This is a genomic window from Desulfosporosinus orientis DSM 765, from assembly GCF_000235605.1.
Lineage (GTDB): Bacteria > Bacillota > Desulfitobacteriia > Desulfitobacteriales > Desulfitobacteriaceae > Desulfosporosinus > Desulfosporosinus orientis.
The window spans coordinates 233459-253309 of record NC_016584.1 but is presented as its reverse complement, the minus strand read 5'-3'; the positions used below and the strand labels follow the sequence as shown (position 1 = coordinate 253309).

Genomic DNA, 19851 nt, shown 5'->3' with positions numbered 1-19851 from the left:
TCAAGTTTCATTTTTATCTTAACCACTACCTAAGTCTTGAAATATTTCAAAGGGACTTTCATTTGAATAATTGACATGTATAAGAGTTAATCCACGTGCTGGGGCAATCATTCGAGCCCGATCCCGGTCTTGGCTGGCGATAATTTCCGGAATTTTTTGTGGAAGAGTTTTTCCCTTACCTACCTCAAGCAATGTCCCAACAATTATACGAACCATATGGTATAAAAAACCGTCCCCAACACAAGATACTCTAATCATTTTGTTATCTTCTTCGTAAACTTGACATCGGTAGATCGTTCGCTCAAAGCTCTTGCTGTCTCCACCGGAAGCTGCAAATGTTTTAAAATTGTGCCTTCCCTCCATTAATAATGCCGCTTGCTGCATCAGATCTATTTTTAATGGAATCGGTTCATGAGCAGCATAGAGGCGGTTAAAGATGTCCGGAATCAGTTTGTTGTCAATCCGGTAATCATAGCGCTTCCATTTTGCAGACCACCGTGAGCTAAACTCATCCGGCACACATTCAGCCTGAAGGATGCGAATGTCCTTAGGGAGCAGACTATTAAAGGCCTTCGGTATTTTTTCTTCTGGAATTCTGGAGGCTGTCATAAAGTTTACAATCTGACCTAACGCGTGTACACCTGCATCGGTACGACCTGCCATTGTTATAGCTACCTTTTCCTTAACGAGTTTCTCCCATACCTTTTCCAAAGTTCCCTGGATTGTTGGGCCATAGGCTTCAGCTTGTCGCTGGAATCCATGATAATTGGTTCCATCATAGGCCAGTTTTAAACAAATATTACGCATATACACTTAGCCTCCATAATACGATAGCCCCAACTCCACAATAATCTGAGATATCCTCCTGCTCTGCTCAATGGAATGAGGTTTAGTATTGCAAAAGCCGGGTATGCATTACATTTGTAAGCAACCCGGCCTTTTAATACCGCATTTACACGAGTTCGATGATAACCATTGTGGCAGCATCTCCCCGACGTAAGCCGAGTCTCATGATTCGAGTATAGCCGCCTTGACGGTCAGCATATTTCGGCGCGATAGTATCAAACAATTTTTTAACAACATCTTCATCCATGAGATAAGCCATCGTCGAGCGACGAGCTACTAAATCTCCTTGTTTGCCGAGTGTTATCATTTTTTCAGCAATTGCGCTTAGTTCCTTGGCGCGTGCTTCAGTTGTTTCAATACGCTCATGTCGTAACAGGGAAGTGACAATGTTACGCAACATTGCCCCGCGATGACCTGAGTTTTTTCCTAACTTGCGGTAAGCCAATTACATTCCCCTCCTTTGCACCGAATTAGTCTTCAGCAGGCCGGAAAGATAAACCCAAGTCCTTAAGTTTAAGTTCCACTTCTTCCAAAGACTTGCGACCAAGGTTACGTACTTTAATCATGTCCTCTTCCGTTTTCTGAGTTAACTCTTCAACGGAGTTAATCCCTGCCCGTTTCAGGCAATTGTAGGAACGAACAGACAGATCTAATTCCTCAATCGTCATCTCAAGGATTTTATCTTTGGCTTCCTCTTCTTTTTCCACTAAAACCTCAACATTATTGAGTTTATCAGTGAGTCCCATAAATAAGCGCAGATGATCACTTAGAATTTTAGCTGCCGAACTGGTAGCCTCTTCTGGTGATATACTGCCATTTGACCATGCCTCAAGGGTTAGTTTATCATAGTCTGTGATTTGACCAACCCGCGTATCTTCGACCGTGTAGTTAACCTTATAAATCGGAGCAAAGATAGAATCAATAGGGATAACTCCTATAACATGATCCGGCTTCTTGTTCTTATCTGCAGAAACATAACCGCGACCACGTTCTACCGTCATTTCCATATACAAACGACCATCTTTGTCTAAGGTAGCTATTTTTAAGTCTTTGTTCAAAATCTCAATATCTGGGTCAGTTATGATATCCCCAGCTGTGACAACCCCTTCACCCTGTGCCTCTATACGAATAACCCGAGGCTCATCCGTATAGCCTTTTAGAGCAAGAGACTTCAGATTGAGTATAATGTCCGTAACGTCTTCCAAAACACCCGGAATCGTTGAGAACTCGTGGAGTACTCCCTCGATTTTGACTGATGTTACCGCCGATCCCTCGAGAGAGGATAGTAGAATCCGCCTAAGGGAATTCCCTAACGTAATCCCATATCCTCGCTCTAGAGGTTCAACAACGAATTTTGCATAGGAGTTATCTTCAGAACGCTCGATACACTCGATTCTGGGCTTCTCGATTTCTAACATCGAAATGCACCTTCTTTCTCGAGAACTTGATATACAAACCATCCGACCCAAATGGGTTGAACGTCAACATTAACGGGAGTATTTCTCCACGATGAGGTGTTCCTGGATGGGCAGTTGAATATCTTCACGAGTAGGCAGTGCGACTACAGTTCCAGAAGCAGAATTGGCATCCAAGCTCAACCAACCGGGAACTGCACGAGAACCCAGGTTTTCGAGGAGTTGTTTCATACGTGGAGAGCTCTTACTGCCTTCTTTAACAGCAATGACTTCACCAGCACGTACTGAATAGGAAGCGATATTAACTTTTCGACCATTAACGGTAAAATGACCATGACTTACAAGTTGACGCCCTTCTGCACGGGATGCAGCAAAACCTAATTGGAATACGACATTATCCAGTCTGCGTTCCAAAAGGCTAAGCAGGGTTTCACCAGTAACCCCTTTGCGGCGTGCAGCTTCGTCAAAGTAACTCCGGAATTGTTTTTCCAAAACGCCATATAAGCGGCGTGCTTTTTGTTTTTCTCGCAATTGAAGACCAAAATCTGTTGGCTTCTTAGCTCGGGCTTGACCGTGTTGTCCAGGAGCGTAAGCACGACGGTCTATTGCGCATTTTCCTGTATAACAACGTTCGCCTTTAAGGAACAACTTCATTCCTTCCCGACGACATAAGCGACAGACTGGTCCAGAATATCTAGCCATGATTACACACCTCCTATACCCTTCTGCGTTTCGGTGGCCGACAGCCATTGTGTGGAATCGGTGTCACGTCTTTAATCAAATTCACTTCTAAGCCTGCAGCTTGCAGGGCGCGAATAGCAGCTTCACGACCGGCTCCAGGTCCTTTAACATAGCACTCTACTTCTTTTAAGCCATGTTCCATTGCGGCTTTGGCACAGGTCTCGGCAGCCATTTGTGCTGCGAACGGTGTGCTCTTACGGGATCCCTTAAATCCAAGTGAACCAGCACTTGACCAGGAGAGTGCGTTCCCGCTGGTATCCGTAATGGTCACCATAGTATTGTTGAAAGTGGATTTAATGTGGGCTACTCCACTTTCAATATTTTTGCGTTCCCGGCGTTTTGTCCGGACAACTTTACGTGCCATCTCGGTTATCCCTCCTTATTACTTCTTACGTTTTGCTCCAACAGTCTTAGCAGGTCCTTTGCGGGTTCGAGCATTGGTTTTCGTACGTTGGCCTCGAACCGGAAGCCCACGACGATGGCGCAGTCCGCGATAGGAACCAATTTCCATAAGACGTTTAATATTGAGGGAAACTTCGCGACGCAAGTCGCCTTCAATTTTATACTCTTTATCAATAACTTCCCGAAGCTTGCTGACTTCATCTTCTGACAAGTCGCGAACTCGGATATCTGGGCTTACGCCGGTTTTTGCGAGAATCTTGTGTGAAGTCGGTAGCCCAATACCATAAATATAGGTTAAGGCAATCTCTAAGCGTTTCTCGCGCGGTAAGTCAACTCCAGCGATACGTGCCATCTAAAATTTACACCTCCAACTATTTCAGTTCTGGAATAATATAAAATCGGTGCATTGGAGGCTTGCTCCAATCAGCCGCGCAACCGAAACTATTTTAGCCTTGTCTTTGCTTGTGTTTCGGATTCTCACATATAACCATGACTTTACCATGGCGACGAATAATTTTACATTTTTCACAGATCTTTTTAACAGAAGGCTTTACTTTCACTGTAATCCCTCCTTTGGTTTACTTAAACCTGTATGTGATTCTCCCTCTGGACAGATCATAAGGGGAAAGCTCCACTGTAACCCGATCTCCTGGAAGAATCCTAATAAAATTCATGCGAATTTTCCCGGAGACATGTGCCAAAACTTTATGCCCATTGGCTAATTCTACTTGAAACATAGCATTTGGCAATGGCTCCAAGACTTTGCCTTCTACTTCAATTACGTCTTCTTTTGACATGTTTTCACCCCTCCCTTGGCATTCCCTGCCTCCAACCTAACATCGAGTTAGAATTTCCAGGCCATTTTCCGTAATTGCAACCGTGTGTTCAAAATGGGCCGATGGCCGTTTATCTTTCGTAACCACGGTCCAGCGATCTTTTAGCGTCTGCACTTCATACGTACCCATGTTCACCATGGGTTCAATAGCCAAGGCCATACCTACCTCGAGTCGTGGCCCTCGGCCCGGTTTGCCAAAATTAGGGATCTGGGGATCCTCGTGCATGGCTTTCCCAATTCCGTGACCAACATAATCACGTACAACAGAAAAGCCATTGCCTTCTACGTGTGTTTGGACCGCATTAGAAACATCATATAGGCGGTTGCCTACGTTTGCTTTTGCAATACCTAACATCAGAGATTCTTCGGTCACCTTTAACAGTCTTTGGATGTCTGCGTTAACGTCTCCAATTGGCAAAGTAACTGCAGCATCTCCAAAGTATCCATCTTTAAGTGCACCACAATCAATACTAATAATATCCCCAGATTCTAGAATCCTTAAACCGGGTATTCCGTGAACTACCTGTTCATTGACAGAGGTACACAGCGTTGCCGGAAATCCGTTATAACCTTTAAACGCCGGTATGGCTCCCTGTGAACGAATATATTTTTCTGCTATGCGATCTAGTTCGAGCGTCGTAACACCGGGCTTTGCGTGCTCACGAATCAGGGCAAGTGTTTCAGCTACGATCCGCCCCGCATTACGCATCCGAGCTATTTGACTCGCATTTTTCAGCTCTATCATGCTTTTTAGCCCAGTGCTTTCAGAATATCCTGAAACACCTTATCAATTGGCTGATCTCCATTAATACGCTTGAGGAGACCTTTTTCTTCATAGAAAGCAATCAACGGCTCGGTTTGCGTATTGTAAACATTTAAGCGGTTTTTGGCAGTTTCAACAGTGTCATCAGAGCGCTGGTACAGCTCGCCTCCACACTCACAAACTCCCTCTACTTTTGGAGGATTGAAGACCATGTGATAAGATGCTCCGCATTGCCTGCAAATTCGTCGTCCAGTTAATCTAGGAATCAACACGTCTTCAGCAACTTCAATATTGATAACACCATCAAGTTTCATGCCTAAGCGATCTAATATATCCGCCAAGGCTCTCCCCTGAGCTAGTGTCCGAGGAAATCCGTCAAGAAGAAATCCATCTTTGCAATCAGGTTGTGCTAAACGTTCCTCAACAATCCCAATGGTTACTTCATCCGGAACCAGCCCGCCGGCATCCATATAGGATTTTGCCTTAAGACCTAAAGCTGTACCCTCTTTGATAGCTGCTCTGAACATGTCACCTGTAGAAATATGCGGAAATTTAAAACGTTCCACCAGTGGACTTGCTTGTGTTCCTTTACCTGCACCTGGGCCACCCATCAATATTATCTTCATTGTTCTTCCTCCTCTTTATCTCATAAATCCTTGATAATGCCTCGACATAAGTTGGGATTCAATTTGTTTCATCGTATCCAGCGCAACCCCAACCACAATCAGAAGGGATGTACCTCCAAAATAGATGTTCTTGAGTCCGGTAACTCCAATAACTAGTGTCGGTAGGACTGCGATCAAAGCGAGAAATATACCACCTGCGAGAGTAATACGGTTTAATACTTTTGTTAAATATTCTGCCGTTGGTCGCCCAGGTCGAAGGCCGGGGATGAACCCCCCGTACTTCTTCAAATTATCTGCAACATCAACAGGATTGAAGGTGATTGCAGTGTAGAAGTACGTAAAGAAGATAATGAGCGCACCATAGACCAGCATATAAGGTATTGAGGTTATACTGCCATTCATGCTGAACCATTTGCTTACAAATTGCGCAAAGGCCGATGTCGGCATCCACGAAGCGATAGTCTGTGGGAAAGCAAGCAAAGAGATGGCAAAAATGACAGGTATGACACCTGCTTGATTCACCTTTAATGGTATATGACTGCTTTGGCCGCCATATACCCGTCGTCCCACAACTCTCTTGGCATATTGAACCGTAACCCGGCGCTGTCCTTCTTGGACATAGATAACGCCCGCGGTGACAAAGATAACAATGAGAACCAGTCCAATAATCGTAAGAGAGTTAATCTCCCCAACTCTTAACATATCCCATAAAGAGGTCATAGCTGTGGGGATTCTTGAAACGATTCCTGCAAAGATGATCAGGGAAATACCATTTCCAATCCCCTTTTCTGTGATTGCCTCACCAAGCCACATTAGAAAAGACGTCCCAGCAGTCAAAACAATTGCTATCAGTAGATATGTGGGCCATTTCATAGCTGGAGTAGGTACCAATACAGCAGCCCTAATCCCATAGGTTAATCCAAACGCTTGAAAAAATCCGAGACCCACAGTGCTGTACCTAGTGTACTGCGTGATTTTTTTGCGCCCGAAGTCGCCTTCTTTAGACAGACGTTCGAGTGAAGGAATGACAATCGTCAAAAGCTGAAGAATGATTGAAGCGGTAATATAGGGAGTAATACTCAACGCAAAAACTGATAGACTTTTGAAAGACCCTCCGGAGATTGTATTCATGAAATTCATGATGGCTCCCGAGCCAAGCATTTGATTCAATGTGTCACGATCAATATAAGGAGTTGGAATATGTGCTCCAATTCGGAAAATCAGGAACATCAGCAGTGTATAGCCGATCTTTTTCCTGAGCTCCCCTACATTCCATGCATTCTTCAGGGAGTCGACAGCCATCCTATTCCACCTCTACTTTTCCACCCGCCGCAACTATCTTCTGTGCCGCTGCTGGGCTGACTTTGTCAATTTTGACTGTCAGTGCTTTTGTCAAGTCCCCTGTTGCGAGAATCTTGACGCCATCTTTAACAGCTTTAATTAAACCGATTTCAAAGAGGCTTTCAATGGTTACTACTGCGCCATCCTCAAAACGTTCTAAGTCACGCACATTAATGGGGACAATCTCTTTCCTGGAGATATTATTAAAACCACGTTTAGGGGTTCTTCGGAACAGTGGATTTTGACCGCCTTCAAAACCGGGACGAACTCCTCCGCCTGCCCGTGAGTTTTGACCTTTGTGTCCTTTTCCGGCAGTTTTACCATGTCCGGAACCAATGCCTCGACCCAAGCGTTTAGGTGCATGCGTTGATCCTTTTGCAGGCTTTAATTCATGCAGTTTCATGCTTGCCATACACCTCCTTCTATTGAGCTAGTTTTTCTACCGTAACCAAATGCATGCATTTATGAACCATTCCCAGAATACCAGGACTGTCTTCATGAACTGCACTTGAACCGACTTTTCCTAAGCCAAGTGCCTGTAACACTTTATGCTGTGCTTTTGAATAACCGATCGGGCTCTTTGTCAGAGTCACTTTAATTTTCATGATCGCCCCTCCTTAACCTAGAACTTCCGCTACGGTCTTACCTCGGAGTTTAGCAATCTCTTCAGGACGTTTGAGAGATTTTAAGGCTTCCATCGTTGCATTTACCATATTATGCGCGTTAGCCGAACCTAATGACTTTGCTAAGATGTCATGGACTCCGGCAACTTCAAGTACTGCACGAACAGCTCCTCCTGCAATAACTCCGGTTCCTTTGGCAGCAGGCTTTAAAAGAACTTGTCCTGCACCGAAGATTCCAATAATGGGATGAGTAATTGTAGCTCCGTGCATAGGAACACTAATAAGGTTCTTCTTCGCATCTTCAATTCCTTTGCGAATTGCCTCGGGCACTTCTCCAGCTTTTCCTAATCCAGCGCCAACACGACCGTTGCCGTCTCCGACTACGACCAGAGCGCTAAAGCTGAAGCGGCGTCCGCCTTTTACAACCTTGGCCACACGGGCGATATGAACAACCTTTTCAATCATATCTGATTTATTAGCTTCGAACTTCGCCAATTTGAAAATACCTCCTTTACCCAAGCTTAGAAGCTGAGTCCAGCTTCCCGCGCTGATTCCGCTAATGCTGAGATTCGGCCGTGATAGAGATTTCCTCCACGATCGAATACTACTTGCTTAATTCCTTTATCTAAGGCCTTTTTTGCAACCAGTTCTCCAACCTTCTGAGCTCCGGCAATATTTCCACCGGACAATTCTGCGGCTTTGAATTCTGGATCAAGGGATGAAGCAGCAGCAAGTGTAACGCCATGCTGGTCATCAATTACTTGAGCATAGATATGGTTCAAGCTCCGAAACACAGCCAAACGTGGGCGCTCGGCAACTCCGACAACATTCTTGCGTATGCTTTTATGCTTTTTCAAGCGAACAGCCTTGCGATCAATACGCTTAATCAAAGAGAACACACTCCTTTCACGATTGGCAAGAGATTTGGCCCTTGCCTATTTACTTCTTACCGCCTTTTTTACCGCCAGTTTTACCGACCTTGCGGCGGATAACTTCGCCTTCGTATTTAATACCTTTGCCTTTGTAAGGTTCAGGGAGTCGTTCTGAGCGAACAACAGCAGCAAAAGCACCAACGAGTTCCTTATCCATCCCTTTAATTAAGATCTTATTGGGAGCCGGGACTTCAAAGTCAACCCCTTCAAAAGGAGTAAGTTCAACTGGGTGTGATTTCCCTACGGTTAAAACCAGCTTATTGCCTTGTTTGGCCGCACGATATCCAACCCCAACCATATCCAGCCCTTTGGTGAATCCATTGGTCACGCCCTCGACCATATTAGCGATCAGCGTGCGGGTCAGTCCATGCAGGGAACGGCTTAAGGGTTGATCATCCGGCCGAGTAACAAGAATTTGTGAGTTTTCTACTGAAATGTTCATTAACGAATGAATTTCTCTTGTTAAGGTCCCCTTAGGGCCCTTAACGGTAACAACGTTATTCTCTATTTTGAAGTCCACGCCACTGGGGATACCAATGGGGCGCTTGCCAATTCTGGACATTCACTGCACCTCCGTTGCTAAAATTACCAAATATAGGAGATTACTTCTCCTCCAAGCCCTTCTTTTCGAGCTCTTTTATCTGTCATTATCCCCTTAGATGTTGAAATCACTGCGATTCCTAGTCCGCCAAGGACTTTTGGCAGCTCATCTTTCTTCGCATAAACACGAAGACCCGGACGGCTTATCCGTTTTAGACCGGTAATAACACGCTCACGGTTTGGACCGTATTTCAAATACATCCGAATGACACCTTGTTTGTCATCAGCAATATATTCTACATCTTTAATGTATCCTTCTGCTTTAAGCAGCTCAGCAATCTCTCTTTTTGTACGAGAAGCCGGCACTTCAACTTTATCATGATATACCATACCAGCATTACGGATACGAGTTAAAAAATCTGCTATCGGATCTGACATAGACACTTCAGTCGTCCCCCTTCCTTACAATGTTTTACCAACTGGCCTTCGTGACTCCAGGAAGTTCCCCTTTGTGAGCTAACTCCCGGAAACAGATCCGGCAAATTCCGAATTTCCGCATGTAAGCATGGGGACGTCCACAAAGCTTGCAACGGTTATGCGAACGCACTGCGAATTTTTGTCCACGATTTTGGCGGACAACCATTGATGTCTTAGCCACGTTCTTGAACCTCCTTTTCTCTAATCACGATATGGCATTCCGAAGCCACGAAGCAGCTCTCGCGCTTCTTCATCGGTTTTTGCCGTCGTTACAAAAACTACATCCATTCCGCGGAGCTTATCGATCTTATCGTAATCGATTTCAGGGAAGATCAGCTGCTCCTTGATTCCTAAGGTATAATTTCCGCGTCCATCAAACGCCTTACCTGAAATACCGCGAAAATCGCGAACACGAGGTAAAGCCACATTTAAGAGACGATCCATAAATTCGTACATACGCTCTCCGCGCAGTGTTACTTTACAGCCGATGGGCATTCCTGCACGAAGTTTAAAGGCTGCAATGGATTTTTTTGCTCGTGTAACAATCGGCTTTTGTCCGGCGATCTTCATAAGGTCTCCAACAGCGGAATCAATCGCTTTGGAGTTTTGAACCGCTTCGCCGACACCCATATTGATCACAACTTTTTCAACTTTGGGAATTTGCATTACATTTTTATAAGCAAACTTCTGCTGCAAAGCAGGAGCTATTTCATTTTGGTATCTATCATACAGACGAGCCACTCAGGTTCCTCCTTTCGCGATTAGTGTTTATCCGGCAGATTCACGCCGCAATGCTTGCAAACTCGGTATTTGCCGTCTTCTGTCACCTTATAGCTTACGCGGGTAACAGATTTACACTCTTGGCAGTATAACATAACGTTAGAACTAGCCAGGGGAGCTTCCTTTTGAACGATACCGCCTTGAGGCATGCTTTGCGAAGGTTTGGTATGACGTTTAACCATATTAGCCTTCTCTACAACAACACGGCCTTTCTTAGGAATCACCTCAATAATCTTGCCCTTTTTACCAGCATCTTTGCCACTGATGATCATGACAAAGTCACCTTTTCTAACGTGCATCTTTTTAGGTTGTACCTTGTGCTTAGTAGCAGCCACTTTCTTCACCTCCACCCATCATGGGTCTTAGATAACTTCCGGTGCTAAGGAAATAATTTTCATGTAGTTATCACGCAGCTCGCGGGCAACTGGTCCGAAAATACGTGTTCCGCGAGGACTCTTATCGTCTTTAATGAGAACTGCTGCGTTTTCACTAAACCGTATATAAGATCCGTCGCTGCGCCTAATTTCTTTCTTGGTTCTGACGACGACAGCCTTAACTACGTCTCCCTTTTTGACAACGCCCCCTGGCGTTGCTTGTTTAACAGAAGCAACTATAATATCGCCAATCGTTGCATAGCGACGCATTGATCCGCCGAGCACACGAATACACATTAACTCTTTAGCGCCTGAGTTGTCACCAACCCTTAGCCTAGTTTGTACCTGGATCATTTCATTGACCCCCTTCCGAACTAAATATCAAGACTTAGAGAGCAATGGCTCTCTCCGTAACTTCAACAACGCGCCAACACTTATCTTTACTTAAGTGGCGAGTTTCCATGATTACAACAGTGTCCCCGATGTGGGCATCATTGTTTTCGTCATGAGCCTTATATTTTTTGGTATGAGTAATGGATTTTTTGTAAATAGGATGACTCTCGGTGATTTCTACTGAAACAACGACAGTTTTATCCATTTTGTCGCTGACAACTTTGCCTTGACGAACCTTACGTTGGGCTCTTTCCACGTTAAAATGCCTCCTTTCTCATCTTAGGCACGTTCAATCTTTAACTCGCGCTCTCGTAGAATTGTTTTACCGCGGGCAATTCCTTTGCGAACCTCACGAATTCTCATAGGATTGTCTAATTGCCCTGTTGCCAACTGGAAACGCAAATTAAACAGTTCTGTTTTGAACTCGTCGATTTCCTTCAGCACTTCTTCATCAGTCAAATCACGGAAATCCTTAGTTTTCATTTGCGTCACCTCCTTCTTGCTCTGCACGGGTAACGAACTTACATTTAACAGGGAGCTTATGCATTGCCAGACGCAGGGCCTCGCGAGCTTGTTCCTCTGTTACGCCGTTTAGTTCAAACATTACACGACCAGGCTTAACAACAGCTACCCAATACTCCGGCGAACCTTTACCACTACCCATACGGGTCTCAGCAGGCTTTGCAGTAATAGGCTTATCAGGGAAAATCTTAATCCAAACTTGACCACCACGCTTAATGTAACGGGTCATAGCAATACGAGCTGCCTCGATTTGACGATTTGTAATCCAGCCGGCTTCTAATGCCATAAGGCCGAATTCACCAAAAGTTACTTTATTGCCTCTCGTAGCCTTACCGGTTAAACGGCCACGATGTTGTTTCCGATGTTTCACTCTGGTTGGGACTAACATTTAGTTTCCTCCTTCCACCTGAGCGACGACTTTCTTGGCGGGAAGAACCTCACCTTTATAAATCCAAACCTTGATACCAATTTTTCCATACGTGGTATTTGCTTCAGCAAATCCGTACTCAATATCCGCACGCAGGGTGTGAAGGGGTACTTTTCCTTCATGATACCATTCGGTTCGGGCAATTTCGGCTCCAGCCAGACGACCGCTGCATTGAATCTTAATACCTTGTGCACCCTGCCTCATTGTACGGCCAACAGTCTGTTTCATGGCCCTGCGGAAGGATACGCGCTTTTCAAGCTGTAGTGCAATGTTTTCTGAAACCAATTGGGCGTCAAGCTCAGGCTTCTTAATTTCTACGATATTGACAGCGACTTGCTTGCCGGTTATGGCTTCAAGCTGTTTACGCAGGTTTTCAACTTCAGCGCCGCCACGTCCAATGACAATTCCCGGTTTTGCTGCATAGACTGATACTTTAATACGGCTCGCTGCCCGTTCAATTTCAACCTTCGGACAACCTGCTTGTTTAAGCTTATTTTTTACAAACTCACGGATCTTCAGATCTTCATGAAGAAGTTCCATGTAGTTTTTGTCTGCATACCATCGGCTTTCCCAGTCCCGGATAATTCCGACGCGGAGACCTTTGGGATTAACCTTTTGACCCACAGTTTAGCCCTCCTTCTTCTCGCCTACAACCACAGTAATGTGACTCGTCCGTTTCCGGATTTGGTCAGCACGTCCCATAGCTCGAGGCTTGATGCGTTTTAAAGTCGGTCCTTGATCGACACATATTTCAGTTACATACAGATCATCAACATTCATATCATAGTTATGTCCTGCATTTGCGACTGCAGACTTCAGTACCTTAGTTACATCGACAGTGGATCCGTTGGGGGTAAACTGAAGGATTGCGAACGCATCACTGACCTTTTTGCCGCGGATCAAATTAACGACCTGGCGCACCTTACGAGGAGAGATACGTACATATTTTGCCACTGCTTTTGCTTGCATGTGCTTCAACCTCCTCTCGAATTATCGTAAGCCGCTGGATTTTTCACTGCCAGCATGGCCTTTATAGGTGCGGGTAGGCGAAAACTCTCCGAGTTTATGCCCGACCATGTCTTCAGTTACATAGACCGGAACATGTTTTCGTCCATCATGAACCGCAATGGTGAGTCCAACCATTTGCGGGAAAATTGTTGAGCGTCTGGACCACGTCTTAATAACACGTTTATCACCGGATGCATTCATGGCTTCTACACGTACGAGTAAACGAGCTTCGACGAAAGGTCCTTTTTTCAGAGATCTGCTCATTTATGGGCCTCCTTTCGACTACTTACTGCGCCGCTTCACAATAAAGCGATTCGACGGATTTTTCTTCTTCCGAGTTTTTGCTCCAAGTGCAGGTTTGCCCCATGGAGTACACGGGTTGCGACCAATAGAGTTACGGCCTTCTCCACCACCGTGAGGGTGATCCACTGGGTTCATAACTGAACCGCGTACTGTGGGACGGATGCCCAGCCAACGTGATCTTCCGGCCTTTCCGATGCTAATGTTTTCATGATCAAGATTGCCTACTTCTCCAATAGTCGCTCGGCACTCAATGCGAATCATCCGCATTTCACCAGATGGAAGTCTTAGTGTTGCGTAGGATCCTTCTTTAGCCATAAGCTGAGCTGATTGACCAGCAGCACGAACCAGCTGGCCGCCTTTGCCTGGCTTCATCTCGATGTTGTGAAGCAGTGTACCGACAGGAATATTTTGAAGAGGAAGTGCGTTTCCTACCTTGATATCCACATCCGGACCTGATACAACCATCTGATCAACTTGTAAACCATTAGGTGCTAATATATAGGATTTATAACCGTCTTTATAATAGAGCAAAGCAATATTTGCAGAACGGTTGGGATCATATTCAATGCTTGCAACCCGAGCTGGCACTCCATCTTTATTGCGCTTAAAATCAATGATGCGGTATTTGCGTTTGTGTCCGCCGCCTTTGTGACGCACACTCAACCGACCATCGTTGTTGCGGCCAGCCTTTTTAGTCAGGCTCTTGACCAGGCTGCGTTCGGGTTCAGTTCTGGTAATCTCTTCAAACGACGAAACAGTCATGTTCCGGCGGCTTGGAGAGGTTGGTTTAAACGTCTTTATTGCCATAGGTCTTCATTATCCTCCTTTGCTTCAAGCTGTTTATAGACCCGCGAAATTATCAATCTTATCTCCAGCTTTAAGCGTAGCAATCGCTTTTTTGCGGTCAGGTGTTTTACCTTGATATCTTCCGACCCGTTTCATCTTTCCTTTAACAGTCAATGTACGGACGTCAACAACAGTTACTTTAAACATTTTTTCTACCGCAGCCCTGATTTCGATTTTATTCGCAGCAGGGTCTACCCAGAAGGTGTACTTATTTTCTTCGACAAGTCCTACGGACTTCTCAGATATTACCGGGCTTTTGAGGACATCTCGTGCGTCGCGCATTACGCTAACACCTCCTCTGCTTTAGTTACAGCTGCTTTTGTCATCACCAGGGTATCGTGATTCAGCAAGTCGAAAACATTCATTCCTGCGACATCCATCGCTTTAACGCCCTCAATATTACGTGCAGAACGAAGCACTGCCTCGTCTACTTCATCCATTACGATCATAGCCTTCTTTTCAACATGAAGAGCCTTGAGAACTTTCACCATTTCTCGTGTTTTTGCCTCACTGAGACTCAATGCATCAAGAACAATCAGCTGTTGATCAATCACTTTTGAAGAGAGTGCTGAATATAAAGCCAAACGACGAACTTTTTTAGGCAATTTGAAACCATATTTACGTGGTTTTGGAGCAAAAATCACTCCGCCGCCCTTCCATAACGGAGAACGCGAGCTCCCAGAACGGGCACGGCCTGTTCCTTTTTGACGCCAAGGTTTACGTCCACCCCCGCGCACTTCGCCGCGCAACAAGGCAGACTGGGTTCCGCGTCTTTCTCCCGCTAATTGTGAAACAACAGCTGAGTGCAGAACATGGACATTTGGAGTAATACCAAATACGTCTTCATTGAGTTCAATTTCCCCAACAGCTGCGCCTTCCATATTTAATACTTGAACTTTCGGCATTGCTTATTCCTCCTTTCTCCGTGTTACTTCGCCTTGACAGAAGGCTTCAGAATGAGCAATGACTTATTCGCTCCAGGGACAGCCCCTTTAATCAAGATCAGGTTTTTATCTGCATCAACCCGGACAACCTCCAGGTTTTGTACTGTTACACGATTACCGCCCATACGTCCTGGCAGAACACGACCTTTAAATACTCGTGCCGGGCCTTTCGCGCCAAGGGAACCTGAACGGCGGTGATATTTAGATCCGTGCGCCATAGGTCCACGGCTGGCACCATTGCGCTTAATCATGCCTTCAAAGCCTTTACCCTTTGACTTGCCGACAACATCGACTTTGTCGCCAACCGAGAATAGGTCCACTTTTATTTCCTGACCAATCTCATAGCTCTCAACATCTTCTACTCGGAACTCTCTAATGTAACGCATCGGTTTCAATGAGGCCTTTTGAAAATGTCCTTTTTGAGGCTTGTTGCTCAAGCCTTCACGCAGAGTTGAGAAGCCCACCTGAATAGCATTGTAGCCATCAGTTGCAACTGTCTTCTTTTGAACCACCGGGCAAGGACCAGCTTCGACGACAGTAACCGGAACCACACGTCCTTCATCTGTAAAAACCTGAGTCATACCAATTTTTTTACCTAAAATTCCTTTTGACACGAATGCCACCTCCTAAACGCTTTGAAGTGCACTAGAAATATTCTAGAGCACGAGAGCGTTATATTATTTTATCTTGTCGGGAACACTCGGCAACAACTCCACGCTACCGGGTGTTTCTCGCAACAAACACATAACGATATTTTACCACAAAGTCAAAAGAATTGCTACATAAAAAATAGCCAATTACAACTTAATTTCAATATCAACGCCTGCCGGTAAATCCAAACGCATAAGTGCATCCACTGTTTTTGACGTTGGCTCTAAAATGTCAATAAGGCGTTTATGAGTGCGCATCTCAAACTGCTCCCGAGAATCTTTATTAACATGGGGAGAACGCAAGATGGTATAGATGCTCTTCTCTGTCGGCAAAGGAATTGGTCCGCTGACCTGTGCGCCCGTCCGTTTTGCAGTCTCAACAATACGTTCTGCTGACTGATCCAGAGTTTTGTGGTCAAACGCTTTAAGACGGATTCTGATTTTTTGGCTCATAATAATGCTTACCCCCTTATAATTCCCGTTATACGGGTCCTAAACGTAAAAATTCCCCAGTTCAAGCGGAGTGACTTGCCTGGCAACCTTTTACGTCAATTCAGAAAACAGAAGTCAGAGGCCGGAAGCCAGACGATTGCTGTCCCAGGCCTTTAATGACGAGAGGAAGCATTTCCTCTCGTCATCTAAATACTATTAACTATATTACTTTGCAATTTTTGCAACGATGCCTGATCCAACGGTACGTCCGCCTTCACGAATAGCGAAACGGAGTCCTTCTTCCATAGCAATCGGAGTGATAAGTTCAACTTCAATTGTTACGCGGTCACCAGGCATAACCATTTCGGTTCCCTCTGGAAGGGTGATTACTCCGGTAACGTCGGTTGTACGGAAGTAGAACTGAGGACGGTAGTTATGGAAGAAAGGAGTATGACGTCCACCCTCTTCTTTTGTTAAGACATAAACCTCACCAGTAAACTTCGTGTATGGTTTAATGGATCCGGATTTCGCCAAAACTTGTCCGCGCTCGATGTCTTTACGCTCAACACCACGCAGAAGCGCACCAATGTTGTCACCGGCTTGAGCTTGATCAAGGAGCTTACGGAACATTTCTACACCGGTTACAACGGTTTTGCGGGCAGCGTCTTGTAAACCTACGATTTCAACTTCATCGCCGACTTTAACCATACCACGCTCAACACGGCCGGTAGCAACAGTACCACGACCAGTAATCGTGAAAACATCCTCGACTGGCATTAAGAAAGGCTTGTCGGTGTCACGCTCTGGAGTTGGAACATAGGAGTCAACAGCATCCATAAGGTTCCAAATCTTACCGCACCACTCACAATCACGGCTGCCACAGCCACATTGAAGGGCTTTTAAGCCGGAACCGGGAATGATAGGTACATTGTCACCATCATATTCTTGGTCATTTAATAGTTCACGGAGTTCCATTTCAACGAGTTCGATAAGTTCTGGGTCATCAACCATGTCGACTTTATTAAGCCAAACAACAATGCTGGGAACACCAACTTGGCGAGCCAAGAGAATGTGTTCACGGGTTTGAGGCATCGGGCCGTCAGCTGCGGAAACACAAAGGATAGCGCCGTCCATTTGAGCAGCTCCGGTGATCATGTTTTTAACATAGTCAGCGTGGCCTGGGCAGTCAACGTGTGCATAGTGACGGTTTTCTGTTTCGTATTCAACGTGTGCAGTGGAAATGGTAATTCCACGCTCGCGCTCCTCAGGAGCCTTGTCAATTTGGTCAAATGCTGTAGCCACAGCACCACCGACTTTGGAAAGAACAACGGTGATTGCCGCTGTAGTAGTAGTTTTGCCATGGTCAACGTGACCAATGGTTCCTACGTTAACATGAGGTTTTGTACGTTCGTATTTAGCTTTTCCCATTTTTTTCACTCCTTTAATATACTCTAAAAGTTTTATAATTCAGGGAGGTTACGAAGCAAGAGTCTTATGTGCAGATGCCCCGTGCCTCGAACCTCGCTTATGACCCCTGACGCTTGTCAATAATACCATCCGCAATGTTTTTAGGAACTTCTTCGTAGTGATCAAACTGCATAACGTAAACACCACGTCCCTGAGTTGCTGAGCGCAAGTCGGTTGAATATCCAAACATTTCGGCGAGGGGTACAAATCCACGCACAACCTGTGAATTGCCCCGGGCTTCCATTCCTTCTATGCGGCCCCGTCGTGAACTGATGTCTCCGATAACATCTCCCATGTATTCCTCGGGAACTGTTACTTCAACCTTCATAACCGGCTCAATAATGGCTGGATCCGCTTTAAGCGCACCTGCCTTGAAGGCCATGGATCCGGCAATCTTAAAGGCCATTTCCGAAGAGTCCACATCATGGTATGATCCATCGTAAACGGTAGCCCGCACGTCAAGCACCGGATAGCCAGCCAGAATACCATTTTGCATGGCTTCTTCGATACCTGATCCAATCGGATTGATGTATTCCCGCGGGATTACACCGCCGACAATTTTATTGACGAATTCAAAACCACTGCCCGGCTCAAGGGGTTCAAGTTCAACCCAGCAGTGTCCGTATTGTCCGCGTCCGCCGGATTGACGAACAAACTTACCTTCAGCCTTAACGGAACGACGAATGGTCTCTTTATAGGCAACCTGCGGTCGTCCAACATCGCATTGCACTTTAAATTCACGCTGTAAACGGTCAACCATAATCTCAAGCATGAGCTCACCCATACCACCGATAATTGTTTGCCCTGTTTCTTGATCAGTGTGCATAGTGAAGGTCGGATCTTCTTCAGCAAGACGCGAAAGTGCGCCTCCCATCTTTTCCTGGTCAGCTTTTGTTTTTGGCTCGATAGCCACATGAATAACCGGCTCAGGGAAAACCATTTTTTCAAGAATGATCGGTGACTTCTCATCGCAAAGAGTGTCTCCCGTTGTTGTGTCCTTCAGACCAATTGCTGCTGCAATGTCTCCCGAACGAACCTCTTGAATATCTTCACGGTGATTGGCGTGCATTTGAAGTATTCGTCCAACCCGTTCTCTTTTGCCTTTAGTTGAGTTATAAACATAGGAACCAGAACTTAAAACGCCAGAATAGGTTCTGAAGAATGCCAGTTTACCCACAAAGGGGTCGGACATGATCTTAAAGGCCAGCGCTGAAAACGGTTCTTCGTCAGAAGCGGTTCTATGGTCCTCTTCACCGGTATCCGGATGAACGCCTCTAATGGGCGGTACATCCAAAGGAGACGGCATATATTCAACGACACAGTCCAAAAGCGGCTGTACCCCTTTGTTCTTAAATGCGGAACCGCAAAGAACAGGAATAAATCTATTGCCGACAACTCCCCGTCGAAGTCCCTCGCGAATTTCTTGCTCAGTAAGTTCTGTCCCTTCGAGATACTTCATCATCAGCTCTTCGCTGGTTTCAGCGACAGCTTCAACCAATTTCTCGCGGTACTCCGCAGCTAAATCAGCCAAGTCTTCAGGGATCGCTGTGTGTTCAGCAGTTGTTCCTAAGTCATCTGTATAGATAATGGACGTCATGGTGACCAAGTCAACAATACCTTTGAAGTTCTCCTCGACACCAATAGGTAACTGAATGGGAACCGGATTAGCACCTAAGCGCTCGGAGATCATTGAAACACCGCGGAAGAAGTCTGCTCCCATCCTGTCCATTTTGTTAATAAAAGCAATCCGCGGAACTTTGTATTTATCCGCTTGACGCCAGACAGTTTCGGACTGTGGCTCAACGCCTCCGACAGAGCAGAACACCGCTACTGCACCATCAAGTACCCGCAGCGAACGTTCAACTTCTACAGTAAAGTCCACGTGCCCTGGTGTATCAATAATATTGATGCGATGATCTCTCCACTGACAGGTTGTAGCTGCGGAAGTAATGGTTATCCCGCGCTCTTGCTCCTGAACCATCCAGTCCATTGTCGCAGCACCGTCATGAACTTCTCCAATTTTATGCACACGTCCGGTATAAAACAAAATTCGTTCCGTGGTCGTCGTTTTACCCGCATCAATGTGAGCCATGATTCCAATATTGCGTGTATTCTCTAGTGAAAATTGCCTTGCCATTGAGAATCCCCCTTTCTGTCAAAATCA

Annotated in this window: 34 protein-coding genes; all 34 read right to left on the bottom strand. The window is 45.6% G+C overall.

The window, feature by feature from the left end; translation table 11 throughout:
* Positions 1-18: 18 nt before the first annotated feature.
* The 34 genes from truA to fusA all read right to left on the bottom strand — a co-directional run bounded on the left by truA (position 19) and on the right by fusA (position 19824).
* Positions 19-807 (bottom strand): tRNA pseudouridine(38-40) synthase TruA, encoded by a 789-nt coding sequence (gene truA / locus DESOR_RS01360; RefSeq protein ID WP_014182819.1) that lies wholly within the window; start codon positions 805-807, stop codon positions 19-21.
* A 145-nt stretch (positions 808-952) separates the two neighbouring features.
* Positions 953-1291 (bottom strand): 50S ribosomal protein L17, encoded by a 339-nt coding sequence (rplQ, locus tag DESOR_RS01355; protein ID WP_014182818.1) that lies wholly within the window; start codon positions 1289-1291, stop codon positions 953-955.
* A 25-nt stretch (positions 1292-1316) separates the two neighbouring features.
* Positions 1317-2264, bottom strand: coding sequence for a DNA-directed RNA polymerase subunit alpha (locus DESOR_RS01350; protein WP_014182817.1), 948 nt, complete (start codon positions 2262-2264; stop codon positions 1317-1319).
* Between the two features lie 69 nt (positions 2265-2333).
* Positions 2334-2963: a 30S ribosomal protein S4 gene (gene rpsD / locus DESOR_RS01345; protein ID WP_014182816.1), complete on the bottom strand. Its 630-nt coding sequence runs from the start codon at positions 2961-2963 to the stop codon at positions 2334-2336.
* Between the two features lie 13 nt (positions 2964-2976).
* Positions 2977-3366, bottom strand: coding sequence for a 30S ribosomal protein S11 (rpsK, locus tag DESOR_RS01340; RefSeq protein WP_014182815.1), 390 nt, complete (start codon positions 3364-3366; stop codon positions 2977-2979).
* An 18-nt stretch (positions 3367-3384) separates the two neighbouring features.
* Positions 3385-3756, bottom strand: coding sequence for a 30S ribosomal protein S13 (rpsM, locus tag DESOR_RS01335; RefSeq protein WP_014182814.1), 372 nt, complete (start codon positions 3754-3756; stop codon positions 3385-3387).
* A gap of 94 nt (positions 3757-3850) precedes the next feature.
* On the bottom strand, positions 3851-3964 hold the full coding sequence (gene rpmJ / locus DESOR_RS01330) for a 50S ribosomal protein L36 (protein WP_009617550.1): 114 nt from the start codon (positions 3962-3964) through the stop codon (positions 3851-3853).
* Positions 3965-3982: 18 nt separating this feature from the next.
* Positions 3983-4201: a translation initiation factor IF-1 gene (infA, locus tag DESOR_RS01325; protein WP_007778476.1), complete on the bottom strand. Its 219-nt coding sequence runs from the start codon at positions 4199-4201 to the stop codon at positions 3983-3985.
* A gap of 36 nt (positions 4202-4237) precedes the next feature.
* On the bottom strand, positions 4238-4984 hold the full coding sequence (gene map, locus DESOR_RS01320) for a type I methionyl aminopeptidase (RefSeq protein ID WP_014182813.1): 747 nt from the start codon (positions 4982-4984) through the stop codon (positions 4238-4240).
* Positions 4985-4989: 5 nt separating this feature from the next.
* The gene (locus tag DESOR_RS01315; protein WP_014182812.1) at positions 4990-5628 is read right to left on the bottom strand and encodes an adenylate kinase; all 639 of its coding nucleotides are present in this window, start codon (positions 5626-5628) and stop codon (positions 4990-4992) included.
* Positions 5629-5643: 15 nt separating this feature from the next.
* Positions 5644-6930: a preprotein translocase subunit SecY gene (secY, locus tag DESOR_RS01310; protein WP_014182811.1), complete on the bottom strand. Its 1287-nt coding sequence runs from the start codon at positions 6928-6930 to the stop codon at positions 5644-5646.
* 1 nt (position 6931) lies between these two features.
* Positions 6932-7372, bottom strand: a complete 441-nt coding sequence (gene rplO, locus DESOR_RS01305) for a 50S ribosomal protein L15 (RefSeq protein ID WP_014182810.1) — start codon at positions 7370-7372, stop codon at positions 6932-6934.
* Between the two features lie 19 nt (positions 7373-7391).
* A complete protein-coding gene (gene rpmD / locus DESOR_RS01300) occupies positions 7392-7574 on the bottom strand; it encodes a 50S ribosomal protein L30 (protein WP_014182809.1) in 183 nt (60 codons plus the stop codon).
* A gap of 12 nt (positions 7575-7586) precedes the next feature.
* Positions 7587-8057 (bottom strand): 30S ribosomal protein S5, encoded by a 471-nt coding sequence (gene rpsE, locus DESOR_RS01295; protein ID WP_427854235.1) that lies wholly within the window; start codon positions 8055-8057, stop codon positions 7587-7589.
* Between the two features lie 56 nt (positions 8058-8113).
* The gene (gene rplR, locus DESOR_RS01290) at positions 8114-8482 is read right to left on the bottom strand and encodes a 50S ribosomal protein L18 (protein WP_014182807.1); all 369 of its coding nucleotides are present in this window, start codon (positions 8480-8482) and stop codon (positions 8114-8116) included.
* A gap of 49 nt (positions 8483-8531) precedes the next feature.
* A complete protein-coding gene (gene rplF, locus DESOR_RS01285; RefSeq protein ID WP_014182806.1) occupies positions 8532-9086 on the bottom strand; it encodes a 50S ribosomal protein L6 in 555 nt (184 codons plus the stop codon).
* A gap of 23 nt (positions 9087-9109) precedes the next feature.
* Entirely contained in the window at positions 9110-9508 is a 399-nt protein-coding gene (rpsH, locus tag DESOR_RS01280) for a 30S ribosomal protein S8 (protein ID WP_014182805.1), read from the bottom strand.
* 28 nt (positions 9509-9536) lie between these two features.
* Complete coding sequence (locus DESOR_RS01275; RefSeq protein ID WP_014182804.1) at positions 9537-9722, bottom strand: type Z 30S ribosomal protein S14; 186 nt, start codon at positions 9720-9722, stop codon at positions 9537-9539.
* A gap of 20 nt (positions 9723-9742) precedes the next feature.
* Positions 9743-10282 (bottom strand): 50S ribosomal protein L5, encoded by a 540-nt coding sequence (rplE, locus tag DESOR_RS01270; protein WP_014182803.1) that lies wholly within the window; start codon positions 10280-10282, stop codon positions 9743-9745.
* A 20-nt stretch (positions 10283-10302) separates the two neighbouring features.
* Positions 10303-10620: a 50S ribosomal protein L24 gene (gene rplX / locus DESOR_RS01265; RefSeq protein ID WP_085929344.1), complete on the bottom strand. Its 318-nt coding sequence runs from the start codon at positions 10618-10620 to the stop codon at positions 10303-10305.
* Positions 10621-10683: 63 nt separating this feature from the next.
* The gene (rplN, locus tag DESOR_RS01260; protein WP_014182801.1) at positions 10684-11049 is read right to left on the bottom strand and encodes a 50S ribosomal protein L14; all 366 of its coding nucleotides are present in this window, start codon (positions 11047-11049) and stop codon (positions 10684-10686) included.
* 34 nt (positions 11050-11083) lie between these two features.
* Entirely contained in the window at positions 11084-11344 is a 261-nt protein-coding gene (gene rpsQ / locus DESOR_RS01255) for a 30S ribosomal protein S17 (RefSeq protein ID WP_014182800.1), read from the bottom strand.
* A 23-nt stretch (positions 11345-11367) separates the two neighbouring features.
* Entirely contained in the window at positions 11368-11571 is a 204-nt protein-coding gene (gene rpmC, locus DESOR_RS01250; protein WP_007778436.1) for a 50S ribosomal protein L29, read from the bottom strand.
* A complete protein-coding gene (gene rplP / locus DESOR_RS01245) occupies positions 11561-11998 on the bottom strand; it encodes a 50S ribosomal protein L16 (RefSeq protein WP_014182799.1) in 438 nt (145 codons plus the stop codon). Before rplP ends, rpmC begins: the two co-directional genes overlap by 11 nt.
* The gene (gene rpsC / locus DESOR_RS01240; RefSeq protein WP_014182798.1) at positions 11999-12661 is read right to left on the bottom strand and encodes a 30S ribosomal protein S3; all 663 of its coding nucleotides are present in this window, start codon (positions 12659-12661) and stop codon (positions 11999-12001) included. It lies immediately after the preceding gene.
* 3 nt (positions 12662-12664) lie between these two features.
* On the bottom strand, positions 12665-13006 hold the full coding sequence (gene rplV / locus DESOR_RS01235) for a 50S ribosomal protein L22 (protein WP_014182797.1): 342 nt from the start codon (positions 13004-13006) through the stop codon (positions 12665-12667).
* 21 nt (positions 13007-13027) lie between these two features.
* Positions 13028-13309 (bottom strand): 30S ribosomal protein S19, encoded by a 282-nt coding sequence (gene rpsS / locus DESOR_RS01230; protein WP_014182796.1) that lies wholly within the window; start codon positions 13307-13309, stop codon positions 13028-13030.
* Positions 13310-13327: 18 nt separating this feature from the next.
* Complete coding sequence (gene rplB, locus DESOR_RS01225; protein WP_014182795.1) at positions 13328-14155, bottom strand: 50S ribosomal protein L2; 828 nt, start codon at positions 14153-14155, stop codon at positions 13328-13330.
* Between the two features lie 33 nt (positions 14156-14188).
* On the bottom strand, positions 14189-14476 hold the full coding sequence (gene rplW, locus DESOR_RS01220) for a 50S ribosomal protein L23 (RefSeq protein ID WP_014182794.1): 288 nt from the start codon (positions 14474-14476) through the stop codon (positions 14189-14191).
* On the bottom strand, positions 14476-15099 hold the full coding sequence (rplD, locus tag DESOR_RS01215; protein WP_014182793.1) for a 50S ribosomal protein L4: 624 nt from the start codon (positions 15097-15099) through the stop codon (positions 14476-14478). The genes rplW and rplD overlap by 1 nt, the downstream gene beginning before the upstream one ends.
* A gap of 23 nt (positions 15100-15122) precedes the next feature.
* Positions 15123-15752: a 50S ribosomal protein L3 gene (rplC, locus tag DESOR_RS01210; RefSeq protein WP_014182792.1), complete on the bottom strand. Its 630-nt coding sequence runs from the start codon at positions 15750-15752 to the stop codon at positions 15123-15125.
* A gap of 183 nt (positions 15753-15935) precedes the next feature.
* Positions 15936-16244 carry a 30S ribosomal protein S10 gene (gene rpsJ / locus DESOR_RS01205; protein ID WP_174275436.1) on the bottom strand — a complete coding sequence of 103 codons (309 nt, stop codon included), beginning with the start codon at positions 16242-16244 and terminating at the stop codon, positions 15936-15938.
* Positions 16245-16445: 201 nt separating this feature from the next.
* Positions 16446-17648 carry an elongation factor Tu gene (gene tuf / locus DESOR_RS01200; protein ID WP_014182790.1) on the bottom strand — a complete coding sequence of 401 codons (1203 nt, stop codon included), beginning with the start codon at positions 17646-17648 and terminating at the stop codon, positions 16446-16448.
* A 97-nt stretch (positions 17649-17745) separates the two neighbouring features.
* Positions 17746-19824 carry an elongation factor G gene (gene fusA, locus DESOR_RS01195; RefSeq protein WP_014182789.1) on the bottom strand — a complete coding sequence of 693 codons (2079 nt, stop codon included), beginning with the start codon at positions 19822-19824 and terminating at the stop codon, positions 17746-17748.
* Between the last annotated feature and the right edge of the window lie 27 nt (positions 19825-19851).

What these genes read in the sequence shown, in the direction of transcription:
- truA (WP_014182819.1), bottom strand. Translation starts at nt 807, where the DNA reads ATGCGTAATATTTGTTTAAAACTGGCCTATGATGGAACCAATTATCAT.
- DESOR_RS01350 (WP_014182817.1), bottom strand. Translation starts at nt 2,264, where the DNA reads ATGTTAGAAATCGAGAAGCCCAGAATCGAGTGTATCGAGCGTTCTGAA.
- rpsD (WP_014182816.1), bottom strand. Translation starts at nt 2,963, where the DNA reads ATGGCTAGATATTCTGGACCAGTCTGTCGCTTATGTCGTCGGGAAGGA.
- rpsK (WP_014182815.1), bottom strand. Translation starts at nt 3,366, where the DNA reads ATGGCACGTAAAGTTGTCCGGACAAAACGCCGGGAACGCAAAAATATT.
- rpsM (WP_014182814.1), bottom strand. Translation starts at nt 3,756, where the DNA reads ATGGCACGTATCGCTGGAGTTGACTTACCGCGCGAGAAACGCTTAGAG.
- infA (WP_007778476.1), bottom strand. Translation starts at nt 4,201, where the DNA reads ATGTCAAAAGAAGACGTAATTGAAGTAGAAGGCAAAGTCTTGGAGCCA.
- map (WP_014182813.1), bottom strand. Translation starts at nt 4,984, where the DNA reads ATGATAGAGCTGAAAAATGCGAGTCAAATAGCTCGGATGCGTAATGCG.
- DESOR_RS01315 (WP_014182812.1), bottom strand. Translation starts at nt 5,628, where the DNA reads ATGAAGATAATATTGATGGGTGGCCCAGGTGCAGGTAAAGGAACACAA.
- secY (WP_014182811.1), bottom strand. Translation starts at nt 6,930, where the DNA reads ATGGCTGTCGACTCCCTGAAGAATGCATGGAATGTAGGGGAGCTCAGG.
- rplO (WP_014182810.1), bottom strand. Translation starts at nt 7,372, where the DNA reads ATGAAACTGCATGAATTAAAGCCTGCAAAAGGATCAACGCATGCACCT.
- rpmD (WP_014182809.1), bottom strand. Translation starts at nt 7,574, where the DNA reads ATGAAAATTAAAGTGACTCTGACAAAGAGCCCGATCGGTTATTCAAAA.
- rpsE (WP_427854235.1), bottom strand. Translation starts at nt 8,057, where the DNA reads ATGATTGAAAAGGTTGTTCATATCGCCCGTGTGGCCAAGGTTGTAAAA.
- rplF (WP_014182806.1), bottom strand. Translation starts at nt 9,086, where the DNA reads ATGTCCAGAATTGGCAAGCGCCCCATTGGTATCCCCAGTGGCGTGGAC.
- rplX (WP_085929344.1), bottom strand. Translation starts at nt 10,620, where the DNA reads ATGCACGTTAGAAAAGGTGACTTTGTCATGATCATCAGTGGCAAAGAT.
- rplN (WP_014182801.1), bottom strand. Translation starts at nt 11,049, where the DNA reads ATGATCCAGGTACAAACTAGGCTAAGGGTTGGTGACAACTCAGGCGCT.
- rpmC (WP_007778436.1), bottom strand. Translation starts at nt 11,571, where the DNA reads ATGAAAACTAAGGATTTCCGTGATTTGACTGATGAAGAAGTGCTGAAG.
- rplP (WP_014182799.1), bottom strand. Translation starts at nt 11,998, where the DNA reads ATGTTAGTCCCAACCAGAGTGAAACATCGGAAACAACATCGTGGCCGT.
- rplV (WP_014182797.1), bottom strand. Translation starts at nt 13,006, where the DNA reads ATGCAAGCAAAAGCAGTGGCAAAATATGTACGTATCTCTCCTCGTAAG.
- rpsS (WP_014182796.1), bottom strand. Translation starts at nt 13,309, where the DNA reads ATGAGCAGATCTCTGAAAAAAGGACCTTTCGTCGAAGCTCGTTTACTC.
- rplB (WP_014182795.1), bottom strand. Translation starts at nt 14,155, where the DNA reads ATGGCAATAAAGACGTTTAAACCAACCTCTCCAAGCCGCCGGAACATG.
- rplW (WP_014182794.1), bottom strand. Translation starts at nt 14,476, where the DNA reads ATGCGCGACGCACGAGATGTCCTCAAAAGCCCGGTAATATCTGAGAAG.
- rplD (WP_014182793.1), bottom strand. Translation starts at nt 15,099, where the DNA reads ATGCCGAAAGTTCAAGTATTAAATATGGAAGGCGCAGCTGTTGGGGAA.
- tuf (WP_014182790.1), bottom strand. Translation starts at nt 17,648, where the DNA reads ATGGGAAAAGCTAAATACGAACGTACAAAACCTCATGTTAACGTAGGA.
- fusA (WP_014182789.1), bottom strand. Translation starts at nt 19,824, where the DNA reads ATGGCAAGGCAATTTTCACTAGAGAATACACGCAATATTGGAATCATG.